At 72.5% G+C, this 18,635-nt stretch carries 19 protein-coding genes; 9 read left to right on the top strand and 10 right to left on the bottom strand.

Annotated features, from left to right (window positions below):
* Positions 1-216 precede the first annotated feature (216 nt).
* Positions 217-1,317, top strand: coding sequence for a polyprenyl synthetase family protein (locus AB0N16_RS11705; protein WP_365795539.1), 1,101 nt, complete (start codon positions 217-219; stop codon positions 1,315-1,317).
* A 33-nt stretch (positions 1,318-1,350) separates the two neighbouring features.
* Here the strand turns inward: AB0N16_RS11705 and AB0N16_RS11700 are convergent, their stop codons facing one another.
* Entirely contained in the window at positions 1,351-1,914 is a 564-nt protein-coding gene (locus AB0N16_RS11700) for a PadR family transcriptional regulator (RefSeq protein WP_365795537.1), read from the bottom strand.
* Positions 1,915-2,067: 153 nt separating this feature from the next.
* Between AB0N16_RS11700 and AB0N16_RS11695 the strand changes: the two genes are divergently transcribed.
* Positions 2,068-2,742: a sigma-70 family RNA polymerase sigma factor gene (locus AB0N16_RS11695; RefSeq protein ID WP_365795535.1), complete on the top strand. Its 675-nt coding sequence runs from the start codon at positions 2,068-2,070 to the stop codon at positions 2,740-2,742.
* Between the two features lie 44 nt (positions 2,743-2,786).
* Here the strand turns inward: AB0N16_RS11695 and AB0N16_RS11690 are convergent, their stop codons facing one another.
* The 5 genes from AB0N16_RS11690 to AB0N16_RS11670 form a co-directional block, all read right to left on the bottom strand.
* Entirely contained in the window at positions 2,787-3,419 is a 633-nt protein-coding gene (locus AB0N16_RS11690) for a DUF1345 domain-containing protein (protein ID WP_365795534.1), read from the bottom strand.
* Between the two features lie 107 nt (positions 3,420-3,526).
* Positions 3,527-4,426 carry a dihydrodipicolinate synthase family protein gene (locus tag AB0N16_RS11685; protein WP_365795532.1) on the bottom strand — a complete coding sequence of 300 codons (900 nt, stop codon included), beginning with the start codon at positions 4,424-4,426 and terminating at the stop codon, positions 3,527-3,529.
* Between the two features lie 67 nt (positions 4,427-4,493).
* Positions 4,494-5,489 (bottom strand): MerR family transcriptional regulator, encoded by a 996-nt coding sequence (locus tag AB0N16_RS11680; RefSeq protein WP_365795530.1) that lies wholly within the window; start codon positions 5,487-5,489, stop codon positions 4,494-4,496.
* An 87-nt stretch (positions 5,490-5,576) separates the two neighbouring features.
* Positions 5,577-5,927, bottom strand: a complete 351-nt coding sequence (locus AB0N16_RS11675) for a MazG-like family protein (RefSeq protein ID WP_365795528.1) — start codon at positions 5,925-5,927, stop codon at positions 5,577-5,579.
* A 30-nt stretch (positions 5,928-5,957) separates the two neighbouring features.
* Complete coding sequence (locus AB0N16_RS11670) at positions 5,958-6,503, bottom strand: DoxX family membrane protein (protein ID WP_365796185.1); 546 nt, start codon at positions 6,501-6,503, stop codon at positions 5,958-5,960.
* A 126-nt stretch (positions 6,504-6,629) separates the two neighbouring features.
* On the opposite strand from AB0N16_RS11670, the gene AB0N16_RS11665 reads away from it, so the two are divergent.
* Both AB0N16_RS11665 and AB0N16_RS11660 read left to right on the top strand, forming a co-directional pair.
* Entirely contained in the window at positions 6,630-6,956 is a 327-nt protein-coding gene (locus AB0N16_RS11665) for a nuclear transport factor 2 family protein (RefSeq protein ID WP_365795526.1), read from the top strand.
* 46 nt (positions 6,957-7,002) lie between these two features.
* Positions 7,003-7,989, top strand: a complete 987-nt coding sequence (locus tag AB0N16_RS11660; RefSeq protein ID WP_365795524.1) for an aldo/keto reductase — start codon at positions 7,003-7,005, stop codon at positions 7,987-7,989.
* A gap of 18 nt (positions 7,990-8,007) precedes the next feature.
* Here the strand turns inward: AB0N16_RS11660 and AB0N16_RS11655 are convergent, their stop codons facing one another.
* Together AB0N16_RS11655 and AB0N16_RS11650 are read right to left on the bottom strand one after the other, a co-directional pair.
* The gene (locus AB0N16_RS11655; protein WP_365795522.1) at positions 8,008-8,805 is read right to left on the bottom strand and encodes an ABC transporter ATP-binding protein; all 798 of its coding nucleotides are present in this window, start codon (positions 8,803-8,805) and stop codon (positions 8,008-8,010) included.
* Positions 8,806-8,892: 87 nt separating this feature from the next.
* Positions 8,893-10,362 (bottom strand): ABC transporter permease, encoded by a 1,470-nt coding sequence (locus AB0N16_RS11650; RefSeq protein WP_365795521.1) that lies wholly within the window; start codon positions 10,360-10,362, stop codon positions 8,893-8,895.
* 200 nt (positions 10,363-10,562) lie between these two features.
* Between AB0N16_RS11650 and AB0N16_RS11645 the strand changes: the two genes are divergently transcribed.
* On the top strand, positions 10,563-11,741 hold the full coding sequence (locus AB0N16_RS11645) for a D-alanyl-D-alanine carboxypeptidase (RefSeq protein ID WP_365795519.1): 1,179 nt from the start codon (positions 10,563-10,565) through the stop codon (positions 11,739-11,741).
* A gap of 239 nt (positions 11,742-11,980) precedes the next feature.
* Here AB0N16_RS11645 and AB0N16_RS11640 read toward each other — a convergent pair whose 3' ends face one another.
* Both AB0N16_RS11640 and AB0N16_RS11635 read right to left on the bottom strand, forming a co-directional pair.
* Positions 11,981-12,739, bottom strand: coding sequence for an SDR family oxidoreductase (locus AB0N16_RS11640; RefSeq protein ID WP_365795517.1), 759 nt, complete (start codon positions 12,737-12,739; stop codon positions 11,981-11,983).
* A 146-nt stretch (positions 12,740-12,885) separates the two neighbouring features.
* Positions 12,886-13,884 (bottom strand): Gfo/Idh/MocA family oxidoreductase, encoded by a 999-nt coding sequence (locus tag AB0N16_RS11635; RefSeq protein ID WP_365795515.1) that lies wholly within the window; start codon positions 13,882-13,884, stop codon positions 12,886-12,888.
* Positions 13,885-14,017: 133 nt separating this feature from the next.
* Here AB0N16_RS11635 and AB0N16_RS11630 point away from each other — a divergent pair, with 133 nt between their 5' ends.
* From AB0N16_RS11630 to AB0N16_RS11615, 4 genes are all read left to right on the top strand, one after another.
* Positions 14,018-15,454 carry a multidrug effflux MFS transporter gene (locus tag AB0N16_RS11630; RefSeq protein WP_365795513.1) on the top strand — a complete coding sequence of 479 codons (1,437 nt, stop codon included), beginning with the start codon at positions 14,018-14,020 and terminating at the stop codon, positions 15,452-15,454.
* Complete coding sequence (locus tag AB0N16_RS11625; protein ID WP_365796183.1) at positions 15,451-16,593, top strand: serine hydrolase domain-containing protein; 1,143 nt, start codon at positions 15,451-15,453, stop codon at positions 16,591-16,593. The genes AB0N16_RS11630 and AB0N16_RS11625 overlap by 4 nt, the downstream gene beginning before the upstream one ends.
* Before the next feature lie 55 nt (positions 16,594-16,648).
* Complete coding sequence (locus tag AB0N16_RS11620; RefSeq protein WP_365795511.1) at positions 16,649-17,647, top strand: small ribosomal subunit Rsm22 family protein; 999 nt, start codon at positions 16,649-16,651, stop codon at positions 17,645-17,647.
* 238 nt (positions 17,648-17,885) lie between these two features.
* Positions 17,886-18,632, top strand: coding sequence for a bifunctional DNA primase/polymerase (locus AB0N16_RS11615; protein WP_365795509.1), 747 nt, complete (start codon positions 17,886-17,888; stop codon positions 18,630-18,632).
* The last annotated feature ends 3 nt before the right edge of the window (positions 18,633-18,635 follow it).

The raw sequence follows: 18,635 nt of genomic DNA, 5'->3' as shown, positions 1-18,635 counted from the left end.
CCGCTTCCCGAGGTCCGGCGGCCCGCGGATACGGATGCTCGGCACCGGCCAGTGCGGGTGCTTCGCCGTGTCGTCCAGCGGCACACGGCGACCGGGTTGCCCGCCGTCGGGTGCCGGGGTGTCTCCGGCCGCCGTCCCGGCGCGGTGCGGGCGATCGGCACCCCGTCACGCATCATGGGACACCTGTGTCCGCACGCCCTCCCCAGGAGCCCTGCCATGCCCGACACCACTGGTGGCCATGACCAGTTGACGGCTCGTCTCGCCGGTCACACCCAGGCCTTCGAGAAGCTCTTCGCGGAGTACTTCGACTCCCTGGGCGGTGCCCTCGACACACCGTCGTTCGGCAGGTTCACCCCGGAGTGCCTGGACCTGCTGAGGGAACTGTCCCTGCGCGGCGGCAAGCGGATCCGCGTGGTGATCCTCAACGAGGCGGCCCGCCTGGTGACGGACGAGCCGGTGGCGGGGCTGGAGCACGCGGCCCTGAGCCTCGAACTGCTGCACAGCCACGGTCTGATCCACGACGACCTCATCGACGACAGTCCCAGCCGCCGAGGTGGTCCCTCCACCTACTACGCCTACCGCGAGCGGTTCCCCCGCCACCCCCGGACCGCCCTCGGCCTCACCGTGCTCGCCGGCGACCTCGCGCTGGCCCTGTCCCTGCGGGTCCTCCTCGACGCGGAGGCCGCCCCGCCGGTACGGCAGGCCATGATCGAGGCGCAGACCAGGGCGGCGGCGGAGACGATCCTGGGGCAGGTCATCGACCTGGAGCGCGATGTCACCGGCGAGCTCCCGGACACCGAGGTCATCGACCAGGTGGCGGACTACAAGTCGGCCCGCTACTCGCTGCTCGCGCCCCTGCGGCTGGGACTCCTCGCCGCCGGTGCGCAACCGGAGCACCACGACCGGGAGTTGAGCCGCTACGCACGCCTGGTGGGGATCTGCGCACAGATGCGGGACGACTATCTGGACCTGTTCGGGGACGGCGAGGTGATGGGCAAGCCGACGGGGACCGACATCCGTGACGGAAAGCGCAGCTATGTGGTGGCCGCGCTGCTGTCGTCGCTCGACGGCCTCGACGGTGCGGAGCGAGCCGTGCTGGAGACGGCGCTCGGCGACCCCGCCTGCACCGCCGGGACGATCGACACGATCCGGGAGATCGCCGAGGCGCGCGGGGTGGCCGGCCGGCTACGGGCGCGGATGCGTGACCACGCCGAGCAGGCCGCCGCGATGGCCGCGGGCTGGCGGCCGCGCTGGCGGAGCGAGGCGGTCGCCTTCTTCGAACTGCTGCCGCACTGGAGCGTCGAGCGCTCCCACTGAACCCGCCCGCTCAGCCAAAGCGCCGTACCGGTTCTAGTCCGGTTCCGGTGCCTCCGCCCGGTCGGCCGGCTCCTTGACGTGCCCCTCGCGGAGCTGTTCGGCCGCCCAGTGGGCCCACTCCTGTTCCAGGACGCGCTGGCGCAGGCCGTGCTCCAGGACGAGCCGGCCGCACTCGGTCAACGCGTCGCGGTCCCAGTCCTCCGAATCCCGCAGCGCCAGCAGAGCGTCATACTCCTTCGCGGCCGTGTCCGCGTGCCGCAGGAGCCGCTCCACGGCCTCCTCGCGCGGCAGCAGCCCCAGGAAGAACGTCTGCAGCAGCATCGGGTTGCGCTGCGGCCGGTGCTCCTCCGTCTCGGCCAGCCAGCGCCGCGCCTCCGCGTGGCCTTCGGGGGTGAGCGAGTACTGCTTGCGGCCACGCGGGCCCTCGTCGGTGACCTGGATCAGGCCGGTGGCGTCCAGCTTGGTCAGCTCGCCGTAGATCTGGCTCTGCTTGGCCGGCCAGACGTAGCCGAGCGAGGTGTTGAACATCTTCAGCAGGTCGTAGCCGCTGCCGGGGCGGAACACAAGCAGACCCAAGAGGGCGTGACGAAGGCTCATGCCCGCACCTTAACCCCTCTCCCTCCAGTATTGACAGGTCGGGTCCTCACGTTCCGGTATTGACATGTTGGCTGCGGAGCTTCTACGTTCCACCTGTCAAAGTTGGAACCTCGCGGCGTCGGCCATGGCCCGGGATCCGGAACGGGGGACGTCATGCTTCGGGAAGCCGCGGAGGCCGCGTGCGTGCAGGACGCGGTGCTGACGCGGGCGGCCCAGTCCGGCGAGGTCGCCGCGCTGGGGGTGCTGCTGGAGCGGCACCGGGCGGGGATGCGGGCGGTGGCACTGAGCGTGCTGGGGGCGGCGGCGGACGTCGACGACGTGCTGCAGGAAGCGGCGCTGACCGCACTGCTGCGGATCGGGGACGTACGCGACCCGGCGGCGGTGGGCGCCTGGCTGCGGATGATCGTGCGGAACGGGAGCCGGTCCGTGCTGCGGCACTCCGCCCTGGTCCGGCCGGTGGAGGAGGTGCCCCTGCCGGCACCGGACGCCGGCCCGGAGCAGTGGCTGGAGCGCACCGCCGTACGGGACTGGATCTGGGCGGCCATGGAGGAGCTGTCCCCGGCGCTGCGCATGCCGCTGGTGCTGCGTTACTTCTCTGCCGGGGACGCCTCCTACGAGCAGGTCGCCTTCGCGTGCGGGGTTCCGGTGGGGACGGTGCGCAGCCGGCTCAGCCGGGGGCGGGCCGAGCTGGCGGCGGCCCTGGTCGCGACCGCGGACGTCGCGCACGGTGACGCCAGGCAGCGGGCCCACGCCAGCCGCGCCGAGGCCCGCCGGATGCTCGACGCCGCCCGGGAACGGGCAGGCGTCGGCCCCATGCCGACCTCCTGAGGGCTCACGCGGTCCGCTGCGGGCCCCGCCCCGGAGCCGCCGCCTCAGCCGCTGACGATTCCCACGACGAGATTGATGGCGGTGGCGAGAATGCCGGTGCCGAAGACGTAGGACAGCAGTGTGTGACGCAGCACGATCGCCCGGATCGCCGAACTCGACACATCGGTGTCGGACACCTGATAGGTCATGCCGAGGTTGTAGCTGAAGTAGAAGAAGTCCCGGTACGCCGGAGGGTCGTCCGAGTTGAAGTCGATCCCGCCCGCGGACTCGTAGTACACGTAGGCGTAACGGGCGGCGTACATCAGATGCAGCGCGGCCCAGGCCGTGAAGACGCCGCACAGGGCGGTCGCGGCCGCCACATGGCCGGGGCCGGACTTGCCGCGCAGGAGCAGCAGCACGATAGCCGCCAGTCCGCACAGGGCCACCGCGACCACCACGAGTTCATCGGTCACGGGACGGAAGTCCTCACGCCGTGCGTTGCGGTGGGTGGTTGTGGCGTCCATCGGCCACAGCACCACCCAGCCCGCCAGGACGAAGGACAGCTCCGTCGTGGCGATCGCGGCCAGTGCGCCCAGCGCTCCGTCGGTCGCCAGCGCCACGGCCACGCCGACCACGGCTCCGACAATCGCCGCGCCGATGAGGCGGGGCACGGCATCCAGGGGCAACCAGCGTCTCATGCGTCATCACGGTAGCCTCGCCGCCGCCGGTCAGGCCGTTCTACGGGGCCCGATCGACGCGGCGGGGCGTGGCGCGCACAGTGATCGCCAGGCCCGCCCGGGCGGGGTCACGCCGTCGTTCCGAGGTCCAGGTCGTCCAGTACGGTCACCAGCCGGCCCCGGGCGTCGGCGGGCAGGCCCCGGAGCGGGAGCGGCAGGTTGGGCTCGGTGGTGAGGCCCAGGTGCGCGGCGGCCGCGGACATCACGCGCAGGCCGCCGTACCGGCGGATGAGGTCCCAGAGGGGCTCCAGGCGTTCGGAGCGGGCAGTGGCCTGCTCGGTGTCGCCGGCCTGGGAGGCGCGGGTGAGGGCGAGGGCGGTCCGGGGGAACAGGCCGCCGAGGACCGAGTACCACGCCTCGCATCCGGCGTTCAGACCGCCGGCCGCTGCCCAGTCACCGCTCACGCCGATGCTCACCGTCTCGGGGAGTCGTGCCCGCAGTGTCGTCACGCGCTGCTCCGCGGCGGCCGGGTCGTCCGGCACCGGCGGGATCTTGACGGCGGCGACGTTCGGCAACCCGGCGATACGGCCGTGGAGTTCGTCGGTGAAGTCGACGTGGGTGGTGCGGGGGTTGTCGTACACGCACAGCGGCACCGACAGTTCGCGGGTGACGTCCTCGTACAGGCCGAACACCTCGTCGTCGGTGAGCGGCTGATACGTCATCGGGGCGAGCAGGACCGCGGACGCGCCCGCCTTCTGGGCGTCCTCGGCGTGGGCGAGGACCTGCGAGGTCCGCAGGGCCCCGATACCGACCATGACCGGCACACCGTCGGCGGCCTCGACCGCGAGCGCCGTCACGCGGGCGCGCTGCTTGCGGGTGAGGTAGGCGTAGCCGCCGGTGGAGCCCAGGGCCCCGACGGAGTCGACGCCGGCGGCGGCGAGGCGGGAGACGAGGGCGCGGAAGGCGTTCTCGTCGATGCCGTCCTCGCTGGTGGGGGTGAGGGGGAAGGCGCTGAGGCCGCGGAACATGGAGAACCTCTCGGAACAGTAGGAGTGGTGACGGTCACTGGAGCCGCGGACTATCGGACCACCGCGGTCACCGCCGCCGGTCCTGCGAGGGGCGTTGCAGCGGGTTGTCGCGCAACCAGTCAAGGACCTGCTGCGCGTGCTCGTTCGGCGGGAAGACCGGGTAGAAGGCGTGCTCGACGGTGCCGTCGCGGACGACGAGGGTCAGGCGCCGGAACAGCTTCGCGCCGTCGGCCTCGAAGACGGGCAGGCCGAGCGCGTCGGCGAGGGCGAGGGCGGGGTCGGAGAGCATGTCGAAGGGCAGACCGAGCCGTTCCACGACCTCGTTCTGGTAGTCGCTGTCCTGGCTGGACAGCCCGTACACGCGGCCGGCGCCGGCTTCCAGGAGGTCCTGGAAGTGGTCGCGGAAGCCGCACGCCTCCGGGGTGCAGCCGCGGGCGCCGGGGATGGAGTTCCAGCCCTCCGGCAGGTCGGTGCCGGGGCGGCCGGTGAGGGGGTAGACGTAGATCACCGTACGGCGGGGCCCGAGCGCGTCCAGGCGGACCGCCCGGCCCGCGGTGTCCGGCAAGGCGAGGGGCGGCATGGCCGTGCCGGGCAGGTGACGGGCGGCGCCGTCGTCCCCGGGGACCGGCAGGTCCGCGGGGAGAGCCAGGTGGTGGTCCTCACTCGCGGTTCCTCCGGGCGGTACGACGCCGCTGCCCCGGTGGGCCGCGATCTGCAGGTTGGTGATCAGCGTGGAGCGGCGGGCGTTGAGGGCCTCGATGCGCTCGGTGAGTTCGTCGATGGCCTCCCGGTAGGTGGCCAGCGAGGCGGGGCAGTCGTCGGCGTACAGGCTCCCGGCGGCCAGGCACTCCAGGAAGGGCCGGGTGCGTTCGACGGGGATGCCCAGCCGGTGCAGGGCCTTGATCTCCCGCACGAGGCGCACGTCGTCCTCGGCGTAGTCCCGGTAGCCGTTCGCGAGACGCTCGGGCGTCACCAGCCCCAGCGATTCGTAGTACCGCACAGCTTTCGCCGTCACGTCGGCTCGACGCGCCAGCTCACCGATCTTCATGCCGTTCACCTCCATGCTCGAACGCTAGACCCTGCCCCCGGGGGCAAGGTCAAGCGAACGCGCCGGGGCGTGGCCCCACGCGGCCGGTCTGCGGGAGCGGCTTCATGCCGACGGACCCAGGGGCCGGTCCCTGACACCCTGCAAGTGGGCCTCGAACACCTGCTGCGCCTCCGGCGTCAGCGTCCGCAGTGCCACCAGGGCCGTGATGGCCACGTCGCACAGTTCGCCCTGTACGTCGTCCCAGGTGTGGGTCACGCCCTTGCGCGGGTTCTGACCGGTGGCACCGATGACCGCCTCGGCGACCTCGCCGACCTCCTCGGAGAGTTTGAGGATACGCAGGAGGACGCCCTCCGGTCCGGCGTGGACGCGGGTGGCCTCCAGGCGTGCCCAGAGGTCGTCCACGGTGGGCCACAGGGCGACGGAGGTGGTGACGGGGGTGTCCTGTTCGCTCATGGCCGTAGTCTGCCTCGCGCCGACTGGGCGCTACTCCTCGAACAACGCCTCCTGCTCGCCCTCCCGCTCCCGCCGCACCCGCTGGTTCCGGGCCCCGACCACCACCGCCGTGACCGCCGCCGTCACCCCCAGTGCCACCGGGACCATCCAGCCCCGGTCGAAGACATGCCCGAACGTGTGGTCCAGGGAGAGCCGGCCGGGACCCGAGACCGCCAGGCCCGCGGCGGCCAGGCCCAGGCTCGCCGCGTACTCGTAGCCGCCCTCCGCCGCGAAGAAGCCGTTCGGCATGTGCAGCGCGGCCGCGCCCGCCATCGCGCCGGTCGCCGCGGCCCCCGCCGCCGGGGTCGCCAGGCCCAGCGCCAGCAGCGTGCCGCCGCCCGCCTCCGCCAGCCCCGCCGCCAGCGCGCTCTGCCGCCCGGGCGCGTACCCCACCGACTCCATGAACTGGCCCGTGCCCTCGATCCCGCCCCCGCCGAACCAGCCGAACAGCTTCTGCGCGCCGTGCGCCGCCAGCACCCCGCCGGTCCCCAGCCGGAGCAGCAGCAGGCCCACATCACGTCGGTCGTAGCAGGTCACGGTCACGGTGGCTCCTCCGGCCGGGGATGCGATCAGGTCTCCACCGTCGCACCGGGACACCCGACCGGCCCGTCCTCGGCGCCGTTAGGGTGGCGGGCCCCCGGCCGCGGTGTGACGCTGACCGACATGACGATTCACACGGACAGACTCAGCGACCCGGCCGTCCGCGCCTTCGTCGGCGCCGTCAACGCCGGTGACCGCGCGAGGCTCCTGGGGCTCCTCACCCCGGACGCGACCATGGCCGACGACGGCTCCGACCGGGACCTCGCCGACTGGCTCGACCGCGAGATCTTCTCCTCCCACGGTCACCTGGACGTCGACAGCGAGTCCCGCGACGGCCGCTCGCTGGTCGCCGGCTACCGCAACGACACCTGGGGCGAGATGCGCACCAAGTGGTCGTTCACCGTCGAGGACGACGGCCGTATCTCCCGCTTCGAGACCGGGCAGGCCTGACCGACCCCTTGCCTTCGCGTGCGCTTCAACTCCTAGCGTCTGGGGCATGGACAGCTACAGCACCACCAGGACCCTGGGACGTTCCGGCATCGAGGTGAGCGCGCTCGGCTTCGGCTGCTGGGCCATCGGCGGCGAGTGGCAGGACGGCACCGGGCAGCCGCTCGGCTGGGGCAAGGTCGACGACGAGGAGTCCGTACGGGCGGTCCACCGCGCCCTCGACCTCGGCGTCACCTTCTTCGACACCGCCGACACCTATGGCGCCGGGCACAGCGAGCGCGTCCTCGGCCGCGCCCTCGGCAAGCGCCGGGACGACGTCGTCGTCGCCACCAAGTGGGGCAACGTCTTCGACGAGGAGACCCGCACCCTCACCGGCAGCGACGACTCCCCAGCCTACGTGCGCCGCGCCCTCACCGCGTCGCTGCGCCGCCTCGGCACCGACCACGTCGACCTCTACCAGCTGCACCTGTCCGACGCGGACCCGGCCCGCGCCGCCGAACTCCGCGACGTCTGCGAGGAGTTGGTGGCGGAGGGGCTCATCAGGGCGTACGGCTGGAGTACCGACGACCCGGACCGCGCCGCCGTCTTCGCCGAGGGGCCGCACTGTACGGCCGTCCAGCACACCCTCAACGTGCTCCAGGACGCGCCCGAACTCCTGCGGGCCGCGGATGACCTGGGTCTTGCCGCCGTCAACCGCAGCCCGCTCGCGATGGGGTTGCTCGGCGGCCGGCGGCAGGCGGCCGGCTCGGGCGACATCCGGAGCAGGCCGCCGGCCTGGCTGCCCGGATTCGGGGACGGGGACGGGGCCGATCCCGAGTGGATCGCGCGGATCGACGCGCTGCGGGCGGTCCTCGCCAGCGGCGGCCGGACCCTGGCGCAGGGTGCCCTCGGCTGGATCTGGGCCCGCAGCCCGCGTACGGTCCCCATCCCCGGCTTCCGGTCCGTCGCCCAGGCCGAGGACAACGCCGGGGCGATGGCGAAGGGGCCGCTCACCGCCGGACAGCTGGCCGAGATCGACCGGCTGCTCGGGCGCTGAACGGCCCCTGCGGACGGGTCAGTAGCCCTGTCCGCCGCCGTACTGCTGCTGTACGTAAGGCTGCTGGGCGTGCTGCGGGCCGTAATCCTGCTGCTGCGGGCTGTCGTAGCCGGCCGCCTGCTGTGCGTACTGCGGTCCGCCGCCCTGCTCGGTGAGGGTGATCTGGCCGGCCTTGATGGTGGCCAGGCGCGGGGCGCGGCGGGCGATGGAGGAGTCGTGGGTGACCATGATGAAGGTCAGCCGGTACTCGTGCCACAGGCCCTCCAGCAGGCCCATGATGTCGTCCCGGGTGCCCTCGTCGAGGTTGCCGGTGGGCTCGTCGGCGAGGAGCACCTTCGGCTTCTTCACCAGCGCACGGGCGATGGCGACCCGCTGCTGCTGGCCGCCGGAGAGTTCCGCGGGAGCGTGGGTGAGGCGCTCGCCCAGGCCCACCGAGCGCAGCGCCTCCGCCGCCCGCTCGCGCCGCTCGGCCGGCTTCACGCCGAGCGGCACCAGGGCCGTCTCGACGTTCTCCTGCGCGGTCAGCGTCGGGATCAGGTTGAACGACTGGAAGATGATGCCGATCTTCTCGGCCCGCAGCCGGGTCAGCTTCGCCTCGCTGATCCGCGCGAGGTCGACGCCGTCCAGCTCGACACTGCCCTCGGTCGGACGGTCCAGGCCGCCGATCATCTGGAGCAGGGTCGACTTGCCGCCGCCGGTCGGGCCCTGGATGACGAGCTGGTCGCCGTCCTCGATGGTCAGGTCGACGCCGCGCAGCGCCTCGACCGTCTCCTTGCCCCGGGTGTAGCGCTTGGTGACTCCGGTGAGTCTGTACATGGGTTCTCCACAAGGTGGTAAGGGGGGTGGGGCGCCGCGTCCCGGGGGGAGTGGCGGCGCGGCGCCCCGGTTCAGGGGCCGGCGGTGTTAGGAGACGCTGCGCAGGGCGTCGGCCGGGCGCATCCGGGAGGCGCGCCAGCCGCCCATCGCGCCGGCGATCAGACCGCCGGTGACCGCGAGGCCGACCGCGAGCGCGATGGTGGTGAGGGAGACCGGCGCGGTCAGCGCGATCTCCAGGGTGTTCTGGGAGGCCTGCTGGCCGGGGCCGCCGCCGCCCGGGCCGCCGCCCATGCCGCCACCGCCGCCGGTGGTGCTGCCCACCTGGGCGGTCAGCTTCGGGCTGATCGCGGTGACCACGTAGGCCGCGCCGACGCCGAGGGCGATGCCGAGGGCGCCGCCGAACAGGCCGTTGACCATGGACTCGCCGACGACCTGCCGGGTGACGTTGCGCGAGGGCCAGCCCAGCGCCTTCAGGGTGCCGAACTCACGCACCCGGCGGGACACCGCGGAGGAGGTCAGCAGCGCCGCCACCAGGAAGGCCGCCACCAGCACCGCGATGGACAGCCACTTGCCGACGCTGGTCGCCAGGCTGGAGGCGGTGGAGAGGGAACCGGAGACCGTGGACGCCAGGTCGGCGGAGGTGGTGACCGTCGTACCGGAGATGTTGGACGTGATCTCCTTCTTCACGGCGGAGATCTGCTTGGAGTCGGTCGCCTTGACGTAGATCGTGGTGACCTGGTTCTTGGCGTCGCCGAGGGTCTGCGCCAGCTTCAGCGGGATGAACACATCCGTGTCGGACTCGCTGCTGTCCGGGGTCGCGATGCCGATGACCGTGAACTTGGTGCCGGAGATCTTGAAGGTCGAGCCGACCTTGTACTTCTTCTCCTTGGCGTACGACTTGCTGACCACCGCGACCTTGGTGCCGGTCTGCGCCGAGGTGAAGGTCTTGCCCGAGGTGATCTTCATCGAGGCCAGCGGGCCGAGGCCCTGGTGGGCGACGTCGACGCCGGCCACGGAGTAGCTGTTGACGTTGAAGTTGGCGCCGCCTCCCTGGACCTGGGGCTGGCCGGTGGAGGTGCCGCCGCCCGGCTGGCCCTGGCCACCGCCGCCGTTGCTGCTGCTGCCGCTGGAGCTCTGCGCCTTGCCCTGGGTGAAGGAGCCGTCGACCTTGGTGACGTTCAGGGAGAGCGCTCCGACCGCGCTCTCCACGCCCTTCTGCGCGGCGACCTTGGTGACCAGGGTCGACTTCAGGGCCTGACCTCCCTGCGTCTGCACCCGGTCCGAACTCTGCGTGGAACTGCTGCTGGACTTGGCGTCGAACTTGAAGTTCGGGCCGCCGGAGCTGCCCGACGTGGGTGCCGTACGGGCCTTGGTGACCGTCATGTCGGTGCCGAGGCCGTAAAGCGACTTGAGGACCTTGTCCTGCGCCTGCGTCATACCGGCCGACACGGAGTTGACCGTGATGACCAGCGCGATTCCGAGCGCCAGACCCAGTGCGATGACCAGGGCCGCCTTCTTTCTACGGCCCAGCTCGCGCTTGAGATAGATGCCAAACATCCCGTTCCTCGAAGGTTCTTGGCGCCCGCTGTGGGCGCTGGCTCAAGCTAGGGAGAAACCTTTGAGTCACACTGGGTAAAAGATGTGTCAGAGCTGAGAAAGCTCGTACTCTTATCAAACTTTCATAAGACAGCAAATTCCTATCCCGGCGAGGGAGCCCACCCAGGAATCCGCTGTTCGACGCGGTGTACGGTCCCGGGGTGCGCGATTCCTCTCGGCTGACCAGGCGTGCCGTCCTCGGACTGACGGCCGCCACACTTCCCCTTTCCGCGGCGACCCCTGCCTCCGCCGCCACCGTCATAGGCGGCGAGCGCCTCGCCCGCGGCGGCGTCCAGGTGCGCGGTGCCACCGGTCTTCCCAAGAAGATCACCGCCCACGCCTGGCTGCTCGCCGACTGCGAGAGCGGGGAGGTGCTGGCCTCCTTCGACGCGCACCGGCGTCTGGCGCCCGCGTCCACGCTGAAGATGCTGTTCGCGGACACCGTGCTGAAGAAGTTCGAGCGGACCGAGCGCTACAAGGTCAAGGACGCCGACATCGCCGACGTCCCGGCCGGCTCCAGCCTGGTCGGTATCAAGCCCGGCATCACCTACACCGTCGAGCAGCTGTGGCAGGGCGTCTTCCTGCGCTCCGGCAACGACGCCGTGCACGTCCTCGCCCACATGAACGGCGGCATAGCGAAGACCGTCGCCGAGATGCAGGCCAAGGCGGCCGACCTGCAGGCCCTGGACACCCGTGTGGTCAGCCCCGACGGCTTCGACCACCCCGGCCAGCTGTCCTCCGCCTACGACCTGACCCTCTTCGCCCGGCACGGGCTGAAGGACGACGACTTCCGGGGCTACTGCGGGACCAGGACCGCGAACTTCCCGGCCGGCGGCAAGAAGACCTTCCAGATCCAGAACACCGACCGCCTGCTCACCGGATCCTGGGGACTCGGCGTCTACAAGGGCCTGTTCGGCGTCAAGAACGGCTATACCAGTCACGCCGGCAACACCTTCACCGGCGGCGCCACCCGGGGCGGCCGCACCCTGCTGGTCACCGTGATGCATCCCGACAGCGGCAGCAACGCCGTCTACGAGGAGACCGCCGCGCTGCTCGACTGGGGCTTCGGGAAGGGGAGTTCGGCACAGGCGGTGGGCACGCTGGTCGATCCGCTGAGCGAGGGCGGCGCGAGCGCGAGCCCGTCGCCGACGGCGGCCAAGGGCGCCGCGGGTGCGGCCGGGACAGGCGCCGCGGCCGGTTCGGGGGCGGCCGGGCCGTCGCCGTGGCGGCTCGCGGAGGGCGGCGCGGGAACGCTCGCGCTGCTGGGCGCGGGGGCCTGGGCGCTGCGCCGGCGCCGCCGGACGGCCGGCACCGACTCGGCCGACACACCGGCGGGTTGACGTCACGCGGCAGCCGTCCCGCCCACCGGTGCGTACCCGCGGTCCCGCACGGGTCCACCCCCACCCGGTCCGGTGGGACGGCTGCCGCCTCCCCCCTCGATGTGGTCGGCGGAACACCAGAGCCTCAACTGTGAAGTTCTGGTGGAGGAAAGTTGAGCATAGGCGCGTTACCGCCCGCAATACCGCGGATGTTTGAATTCCGGTTGTGCACGTTGCGAAGGTCCGGGCTGAACGGTGGTTCAGCCCCGGCCCACGTACGGCATCGTCGTCGCCAGCACCGTCGCGAACTGCACGTTCGCCGCCAGAGGCAGCTCGGCCATGTGCCGGACGGTACGCGCCACATCGGCCACGTCCATCACGGGTTCCGGGGCGATCTCCCCGTTCGCCTGCAGGGCGCCGGTCTGCATCCGGGCCGTCATGTCGGTCGACGCGTTGCCGATGTCGATCTGCCCGACCGCGATGCCGTACGGCCGCCCGTCCAGGGACAGCGACTTGGTGAGGCCGGTCAGCGCGTGCTTGGTCGCGGTGTAGGGGGCGGAGTTCGGACGGGGCGTGTGCGCCGAGATGGACCCGTTGTTGATGATCCGGCCGCCCTGCGGCTCCTGCTCCTTCATCTGCCGGAACGCCGCCTGCGCACACAGGAACGCCCCGTTGAGATTGGTGTCCACGACATGCCGCCAGGCGTCGTAGGAGAGATCCTCCACGGGCACCCCGCCGGGCCCGAACGTCCCCGCGTTGTTGAACAGCAGGTCCACCCGCCCGAACCGCGTCACGGTCGCCGCGAACAGCCCGGCCACGTCATCCGGTTGCGCCACGTCCGTGCGTACGACGAGGCTGGCGCCCTCGGGCACCAGCCCCGCCGTCTCCTCCAGCGTCCGGGGCCGCCGCCCGGCCAGCGCCACCGACCAGCCGGCCCGCAGCAGTTCCACGGCCACGGCCCGCCCGACACCGGAACCGGCACCGGTGACCACCGCGATCTTCGATTGCTTGGTGTTCATGGAGTCGCAGCGTAGGCGCTCCGCTGGGAGGGCCGTGTTGGTCGGTGGTCGGCTGCGGCGGCGTCGTGGCTGGGCACGCCCACGTGGCGGAGCCGCACGTCGGATACCGCCCCGCGCCCCTACGGGGCGCTTTCTCCTCGGGGCTTTTACGCTTCAACCGCGTAGCGGACACCGATCAGTTCCCGGAGGGTGTCCAGGGTGCGCATGACCGCCAGGGTGCCGTCGAGCGGGACCAGTGGGGACTCCTTCTCGCCGGCCCGCAGGGCGCGCATGACCTCCCGGGCCTCGTGGCGGAGGGTGTTGCGCGGGCCGTCGGCCGGGCCCAGGGCGAACTCCTCGGGGTCATGGCCGTCGCGGTGCAGGACGAAGCGCTCGGGGTTGAAGAAGCCGTCCGGGATGTCGATCCGGCCTCGGGAACCGGTGACCGAGGCGGTGGTGCCGGTGCCGCCGACTATGGAGCAGTGCACCGCCGCGAGAGCACCGCTCTCCCAGGAGAGCAGCGCACCCGTCTGGAGATCGACGCCCTCGTCCGAGAGCACCGCTCGCGCCGACAGCCCGTCCGGCTCGCCGAGCAGCAGATGCGCGAACGACACCGGGTACACGCCCAGGTCCAGCAGCGCGCCCCCGCCCAGCGCCGGGTCCCGCAGCCGGTGCGCGGGCGGGAACGGTCCTTCGAGCCCGAAGTCCGCCTGCACCGTCCGCACCTCGCCGATCGCCCCGTCCGCGACCAGCGCCTTCAGCCGCCGCACCAGCGGGTTGCAGTACATCCACATCGCCTCCATCAGGAAGCGGTCGTGCTTCTTCGCCAGCGCGACCAGTTCCCCGGCCTCGCGGGCGTCGATCGTGAACGCCTTCTCGCACAGCACGTTCCGCCCCGCCTCCAGGCACAGCCCGGCGGCCGCCCGGTGTGCCGAGTGCGGAGTGGCGACGTACACGACATCGATGTCCTCGTCCCGGGCCAGCGACTCCCAGTCGCCGTACGCCCGCCCGATCCCGAACCGCTCCGCGAACGCCTCCGCCGACTCCGGGGACCGCGAGGCCACCGCCGCGATCTCCGCGTCCGGCAGGTCCACCAGGGCCGCCGCGAACGCGGCCGCGATCCCACCGGTCGCCAGAATCCCCCACCGCACACTCTGCTCAGCCATCCCGGCCGCCCCACCCTCGCTCATGTGTTTCCAGGCTGTCTGTACGAGCTGAGAGCATAGGCGGCGGACATCCGGGTCCACCAAGGCAGGGACTTCGGCGGACGCACGACTTCAGGAGAGAGCGAGGGGGCGCATGCCCGAGCAGCCGGCACCGCCGACATCGGACAGCCAGGACACCACCGCACCCGCACCCGCACCCGCACCCGCACCCGCACCCCGCGGACCCGGCACCCCGGCCTTCACCCCCGCCTCCGTCACCACTCCCGCCTCCGTCACCACCCCGGCCGTCCGCCGGGCCGGCCTGCTGCTGGTGCTGGTCCTCGGCGCGCTCACCGCGACGCCGCCGCTGGCGATGGACATGTACCTCCCGTCGCTGCCGGAGGTCACCCGCTCCCTGCACGCCCCCGCCGCGACCGTCCAGCTCACCCTCACCGCCTGCCTCGCCGGCATGGCCCTCGGCCAGCTGGTCGTCGGCCCGATGAGCGACCGCTGGGGCCGCCGCCGCCCGCTGCTGGCCGGCCTCGCCGTCTATGTAGCCGCCACCGCCCTGTGCGCCGTCGCGCCGAACGTCGAGACCCTGGTCGTCTTCCGCCTCGCGCAGGGCCTCGCGGGCGCGGCCGGCATAGTCATCGCCCGGGCCGTCGTACGCGACCTCTACGACGGCGTCGCGATGGCCCGCTTCTTCTCCACCCTGATGCTGGTCTCGGGGGTGGCCCCGATCGTCGCCCCGCTGATCGGCGGGCAGATCCTGCGGGTGACCCACTGGCGGGGCGTGTTCGTGGTCCTGACGGTCGTCGGCGCCGTCCTCGCCGCGGTGGTGTGGGCAAAGCTCCCGGAGACCCTGGCGACCGCCGACCGGCACACCGGGGGAGCGGCCGCCGCCGTACGCGCCATGCGCGCCCTGCTCGCCGACCTCCCCTTCACCGGCTACATGCTCGCGGGCGGCTTCGCCTTCGCCGCGCTCTTCGCTTACATCAGTGCCTCGCCTTTCGTGATCCAGGAAATCTTCGGCGCCTCCCCGCAGACCTTCAGCCTGCTCTTCGGGCTCAACTCGGTCGGGCTGGTGATCGCCGGGCAGATCAACGGCAAGGTGCTGGTGGGCCGGGTCGGCCTGGACAAGGTGCTGGGCGCGGGCCTGGCCGTGACCGTGCTCGCCTCGGCCGCCCTGCTCCTCATGTCGACCGGGGTCTTCGGCCCGGTCGGTCTCGCCCCCGTCGCCACCGCCCTGTTCGTGCTGATGTCCGCGATGGGCTTCGCCCTCCCCAACGCCCAGTCCCTCGCCCTGCTGCGCACCCGGCACACCGCGGGATCGGCGTCCGCGCTGCTCGGGACCTCCTCGTTCCTGGTGGGCGCGGTCGCCTCGCCGCTGGTCGGGATCGCCGGGGAGAGAACCGCCGTGCCCATGGCGATCGTCCAACTGGCGGGGACACTGGTGGCGCTGGCCTGCTTCGTGGGAATGTGCCGTCCCTGGACCGTGCGGGAGAACACACGTGCGGGAATGGAGGATGGGGGTGCCCCCGTCCGGACGAAGTCGAGAACAGCGAAGTCGAGAGAGGGGGAGGAGAGCTGAGCGTACCGAGACTGCGCGTCGAGACACCGGAACGGGCCGGGCTCGACCCCGCGGAACTCAGGCACCTCGTGCGCGAAGTGCGTGCCCTCACCGCCGGTGAGCGGCCCTGGGCGGCCGGGACCGTGGTGGTCGCCGGACGCGGTCCCGTGATCGCCGTGCAGCAGGCGGCCGGCTGGGCGGTGCGCTGGTCGGCGTACGACGCCGAGGCCGACGCCGGTGTCGAACTGCCGCCCGCCGCACGGGTCCCGATGACCGTCGACACCCCCTTCGACCTGGCCTCCCTGACCAAACTCTTCACCGCGGTCGCCGCCGTGCAGCAACTCGAACGCGGCACCCTCGGCATCGACGCCCGGGTCGGCGCCTACCTTCCCGACTTCCGGGCGGCCGCCGTCCACCACATCACCGTCCGCCAGCTCCTCACCCACACCTCCGGCCTGCGTCCCGAACTCCCGCTCCACGACTGCCCCGACGACGCGGCCCGCCTCGACCTGCTCCGCGCCGAGGCCCCGAGCAGCGCACCCGGCGCCTACCGCTACTCGGACCTCAACATGCTCCTCCTCCAGCACGTCCTGGAGCGGATCACCGGCCGCACCCTCGACGTCCTCGTCCGCGAGGGCATCACCCGCCCGCTCGGGATGACCGCCACCGACTTCGGCCCCTGCTCCGGCGCGGCGGCCACCGAGGACCAGCGGCGGCCGTGGGCCAAGGCGGACCGGGGCATGCTGCGGGGTGTCGTGCACGACGAGAACGCGTGGGCGCTGGGCGGGGTGGCCGGGCACGCGGGCCTGTTCTCCACGGCCCGGGACCTGGCCGTCTTCTGCCGGACGCTGCTGGCGGGCGGTGCGTACGGCCCGGCGCGCGTCCTCGGCCCCGACTTCGTGGACCTGCTGCTGGCCCCGCCCGGTCTGGGGTTCCTGGTGGACCAGCCGTGGTTCATGGGCGAACTGGCGGGACGGGGCGCGGCCGGGCACACCGGGTTCACGGGCACGAGCCTGGTGCTGGACCGGGCGACGGACACGTTCCTGGTCCTGCTGGCCAACACCGTCCATCCACGGCGGCGGCCCGGCGACAGCGCCCCGCGCGCGGCGGCGGCGACCCGGCTGGCGAGGGCGGTGTTCCTCAGCCCTTCGGGGGTGTGAGGGCGGCCCCGCCGGGGAGGTGAGGGTGCGGGCCGGGCGCCCCTACAATCGCCGGGTGAACCACCCCGCATCCCCGGCCGACCTCCTCCGTGCCACGCTCTCCGACCTTCTCGGCGGCCTTCCTCCGAAGCAGGCCGCCGGAGCCGTCGAGCGGCTGATCGCCAGCTATCGGGGGGCCACCCCGACCGACGCGCCGATCCTGCGGGACCGGGCGGACGTGGTGGCCTACGCGGCCTACCGGATGCCGGCGACCTTCGAGGCGGTACGAGCGGCGCTGGCGGCGTTCGCCGACGCGGTGCCGGAGGGCTGGGTGCCGGCGAGCCATGTGGACGTCGGCGGCGGGACCGGCGCGGCGACCTGGGCGGTGACCGACACCTGGGCCGGGGCGCGGCCGGTGACGGTCCTCGACTGGGCCGAGCCGGCGCTGGCCCTCGGCCGGGAGATCGCCGCGGCCAACCCGGAGCTGCGGGAGGCGGTGTGGCAGCGCTCTCGGATCGGAGCGGCGCTCACCATCGAGAGCACTGATCTGGTCACGGTGTCGTACGTCCTCAACGAACTCGACGAGGCCGCCCGCGCCGCCCTTGTCGACGCCGCCGCGACCGCCGCGCAGGCCGTCGTCATCGTGGAGGCCGGCACCCCGGCGGGCTACGCCCGGGTCATCGAGGCCCGCGACCGCCTGATCGCCGCCGGCTTCCGGATCGCCGCGCCCTGCCCGCACAGCGCCGCCTGCCCGATCGTCCCCGGCACGGACTGGTGCCACTTCTCGGCCCGGGTCAGCCGCTCCTCCCTGCACCGCCAGGTCAAGGGCGGGTCGCTGCCCTACGAGGACGAGAAGTTCAGCTACGTGGCCGCCACCCGCTTCCCGCCCGCCCCGGCACCGGCCCGGGTGGTCCGCCGCCCCCAGATCCGCAAGGGCCAGGTCCTCCTCGACCTGTGCGAGGCCGAGGAACAGCTGCGCCGCACGACGATCACCAAACGGCACGGTGACCTGTACAAGGCGGCGCGGGACGCGGACTGGGGCGACGGGTGGCCCCCGTCCGGCGCCCGGGAGTGAACCCGTCTAACGCCCGCAACCCCATCGTGCTTTCGGAGAGTATCCAACACCTGTAATGCCTTCTCGCCATAGTGAGACCTCTCGTCCCAGTGAGGCCCTTTCGCTTTAGTGAGGCCTCCTCGCCTTAGTGAGGCCCTCTCGTCCTAGTGAGATCCTCTCGCCCCTCGTACCCCCCTTCGCACCCACTTGGCCCCATAAGGCATCCTGGCCGGACCACAGCGAGGCGACGAGGCGATAGATGAGCGCGACGTTCGGCGGCCCGAGCGGCCGGCAGGGCAAACTCTCCCGGTGGCTCCGCGGGCGCCGTCCCAAGGGGGAGGCGGCCGCCGCCGCCGACTCAGGCCGTGCGGCCCTGCTGCTCGCCGCCGCCGGGGCGGGCCTCCCGCTGGCCCCCGCCGCGTATCCCGCCCCCGGCTACGGCTGCTCCTGCGACCGCGTCGGCTGTCCCACCCCGGCCCGGCACCCGGTGTCGTTCGCGTGGCAGACGCAGTCCACCACCGACCGTGCCCAGATCGAACGCTGGGCCCGGCACCAGCCGCAGGCCAACTTCATCACCGCGACCGGGATGACCCACGACGTCCTGGACGTCCCCGTGGAGGCCGGCCGGCCGGCGCTGGAGCGGCTGCTCGCGAACGGCGTCGAGGTCGGTCCGGTCGCCGAGAGCGACGACGGCCGCATGCTGTTCTTCACCCTCACCCGCGGTACCCCGGAGGACGAGGACGAGTGGTGGCCGTGCGAGCTGGACTGCCACCCCGAGACCATGGACGAGCACCCCGGCCTGCGCTGGCACTGCCGGGGGTCGTACGTCCTCGTACCGCCCGCCCGGCTGCCCGGTGACGGCGACCGGCGGGTGCACTGGGTGCGCGGCCCCGAGCACCCGCTGCCCGACCCGCTGACCCTCCTGGAGACCCTCACCGACGCCGGCGCCCGGCACGCAGGCGAGGAGCCCGACCAGGTGGGCACCGCCTGGCCGGTCCGCCGCTAGGGC

The organism is Streptomyces sp. NPDC051105 (genome assembly GCF_040682795.1).
Lineage (GTDB): Bacteria > Actinomycetota > Actinomycetes > Streptomycetales > Streptomycetaceae > Streptomyces.
The sequence above is the reverse complement of the archived record's forward strand: the minus strand, read 5'-3'. Positions and strand labels throughout refer to the sequence as shown.

Excerpts from the sequence above, each read along its gene's own strand:
- AB0N16_RS11705 (WP_365795539.1), top strand. The coding sequence starts at position 217 with ATGCCCGACACCACTGGTGGCCATGACCAGTTGACGGCTCGTCTCGCC.
- AB0N16_RS11700 (WP_365795537.1), bottom strand. The coding sequence starts at position 1,914 with ATGAGCCTTCGTCACGCCCTCTTGGGTCTGCTTGTGTTCCGCCCCGGC.
- AB0N16_RS11695 (WP_365795535.1), top strand. The coding sequence starts at position 2,068 with ATGCTTCGGGAAGCCGCGGAGGCCGCGTGCGTGCAGGACGCGGTGCTG.
- AB0N16_RS11690 (WP_365795534.1), bottom strand. The coding sequence starts at position 3,419 with ATGAGACGCTGGTTGCCCCTGGATGCCGTGCCCCGCCTCATCGGCGCG.
- AB0N16_RS11685 (WP_365795532.1), bottom strand. The coding sequence starts at position 4,426 with ATGTTCCGCGGCCTCAGCGCCTTCCCCCTCACCCCCACCAGCGAGGAC.
- AB0N16_RS11680 (WP_365795530.1), bottom strand. The coding sequence starts at position 5,489 with ATGGAGGTGAACGGCATGAAGATCGGTGAGCTGGCGCGTCGAGCCGAC.
- AB0N16_RS11675 (WP_365795528.1), bottom strand. The coding sequence starts at position 5,927 with ATGAGCGAACAGGACACCCCCGTCACCACCTCCGTCGCCCTGTGGCCC.
- AB0N16_RS11665 (WP_365795526.1), top strand. The coding sequence starts at position 6,630 with ATGACGATTCACACGGACAGACTCAGCGACCCGGCCGTCCGCGCCTTC.
- AB0N16_RS11660 (WP_365795524.1), top strand. The coding sequence starts at position 7,003 with ATGGACAGCTACAGCACCACCAGGACCCTGGGACGTTCCGGCATCGAG.
- AB0N16_RS11655 (WP_365795522.1), bottom strand. The coding sequence starts at position 8,805 with ATGTACAGACTCACCGGAGTCACCAAGCGCTACACCCGGGGCAAGGAG.
- AB0N16_RS11650 (WP_365795521.1), bottom strand. The coding sequence starts at position 10,362 with ATGTTTGGCATCTATCTCAAGCGCGAGCTGGGCCGTAGAAAGAAGGCG.
- AB0N16_RS11640 (WP_365795517.1), bottom strand. The coding sequence starts at position 12,739 with ATGAACACCAAGCAATCGAAGATCGCGGTGGTCACCGGTGCCGGTTCC.
- AB0N16_RS11635 (WP_365795515.1), bottom strand. The coding sequence starts at position 13,884 with ATGGCTGAGCAGAGTGTGCGGTGGGGGATTCTGGCGACCGGTGGGATC.
- AB0N16_RS11630 (WP_365795513.1), top strand. The coding sequence starts at position 14,018 with ATGCCCGAGCAGCCGGCACCGCCGACATCGGACAGCCAGGACACCACC.
- AB0N16_RS11615 (WP_365795509.1), top strand. The coding sequence starts at position 17,886 with ATGAGCGCGACGTTCGGCGGCCCGAGCGGCCGGCAGGGCAAACTCTCC.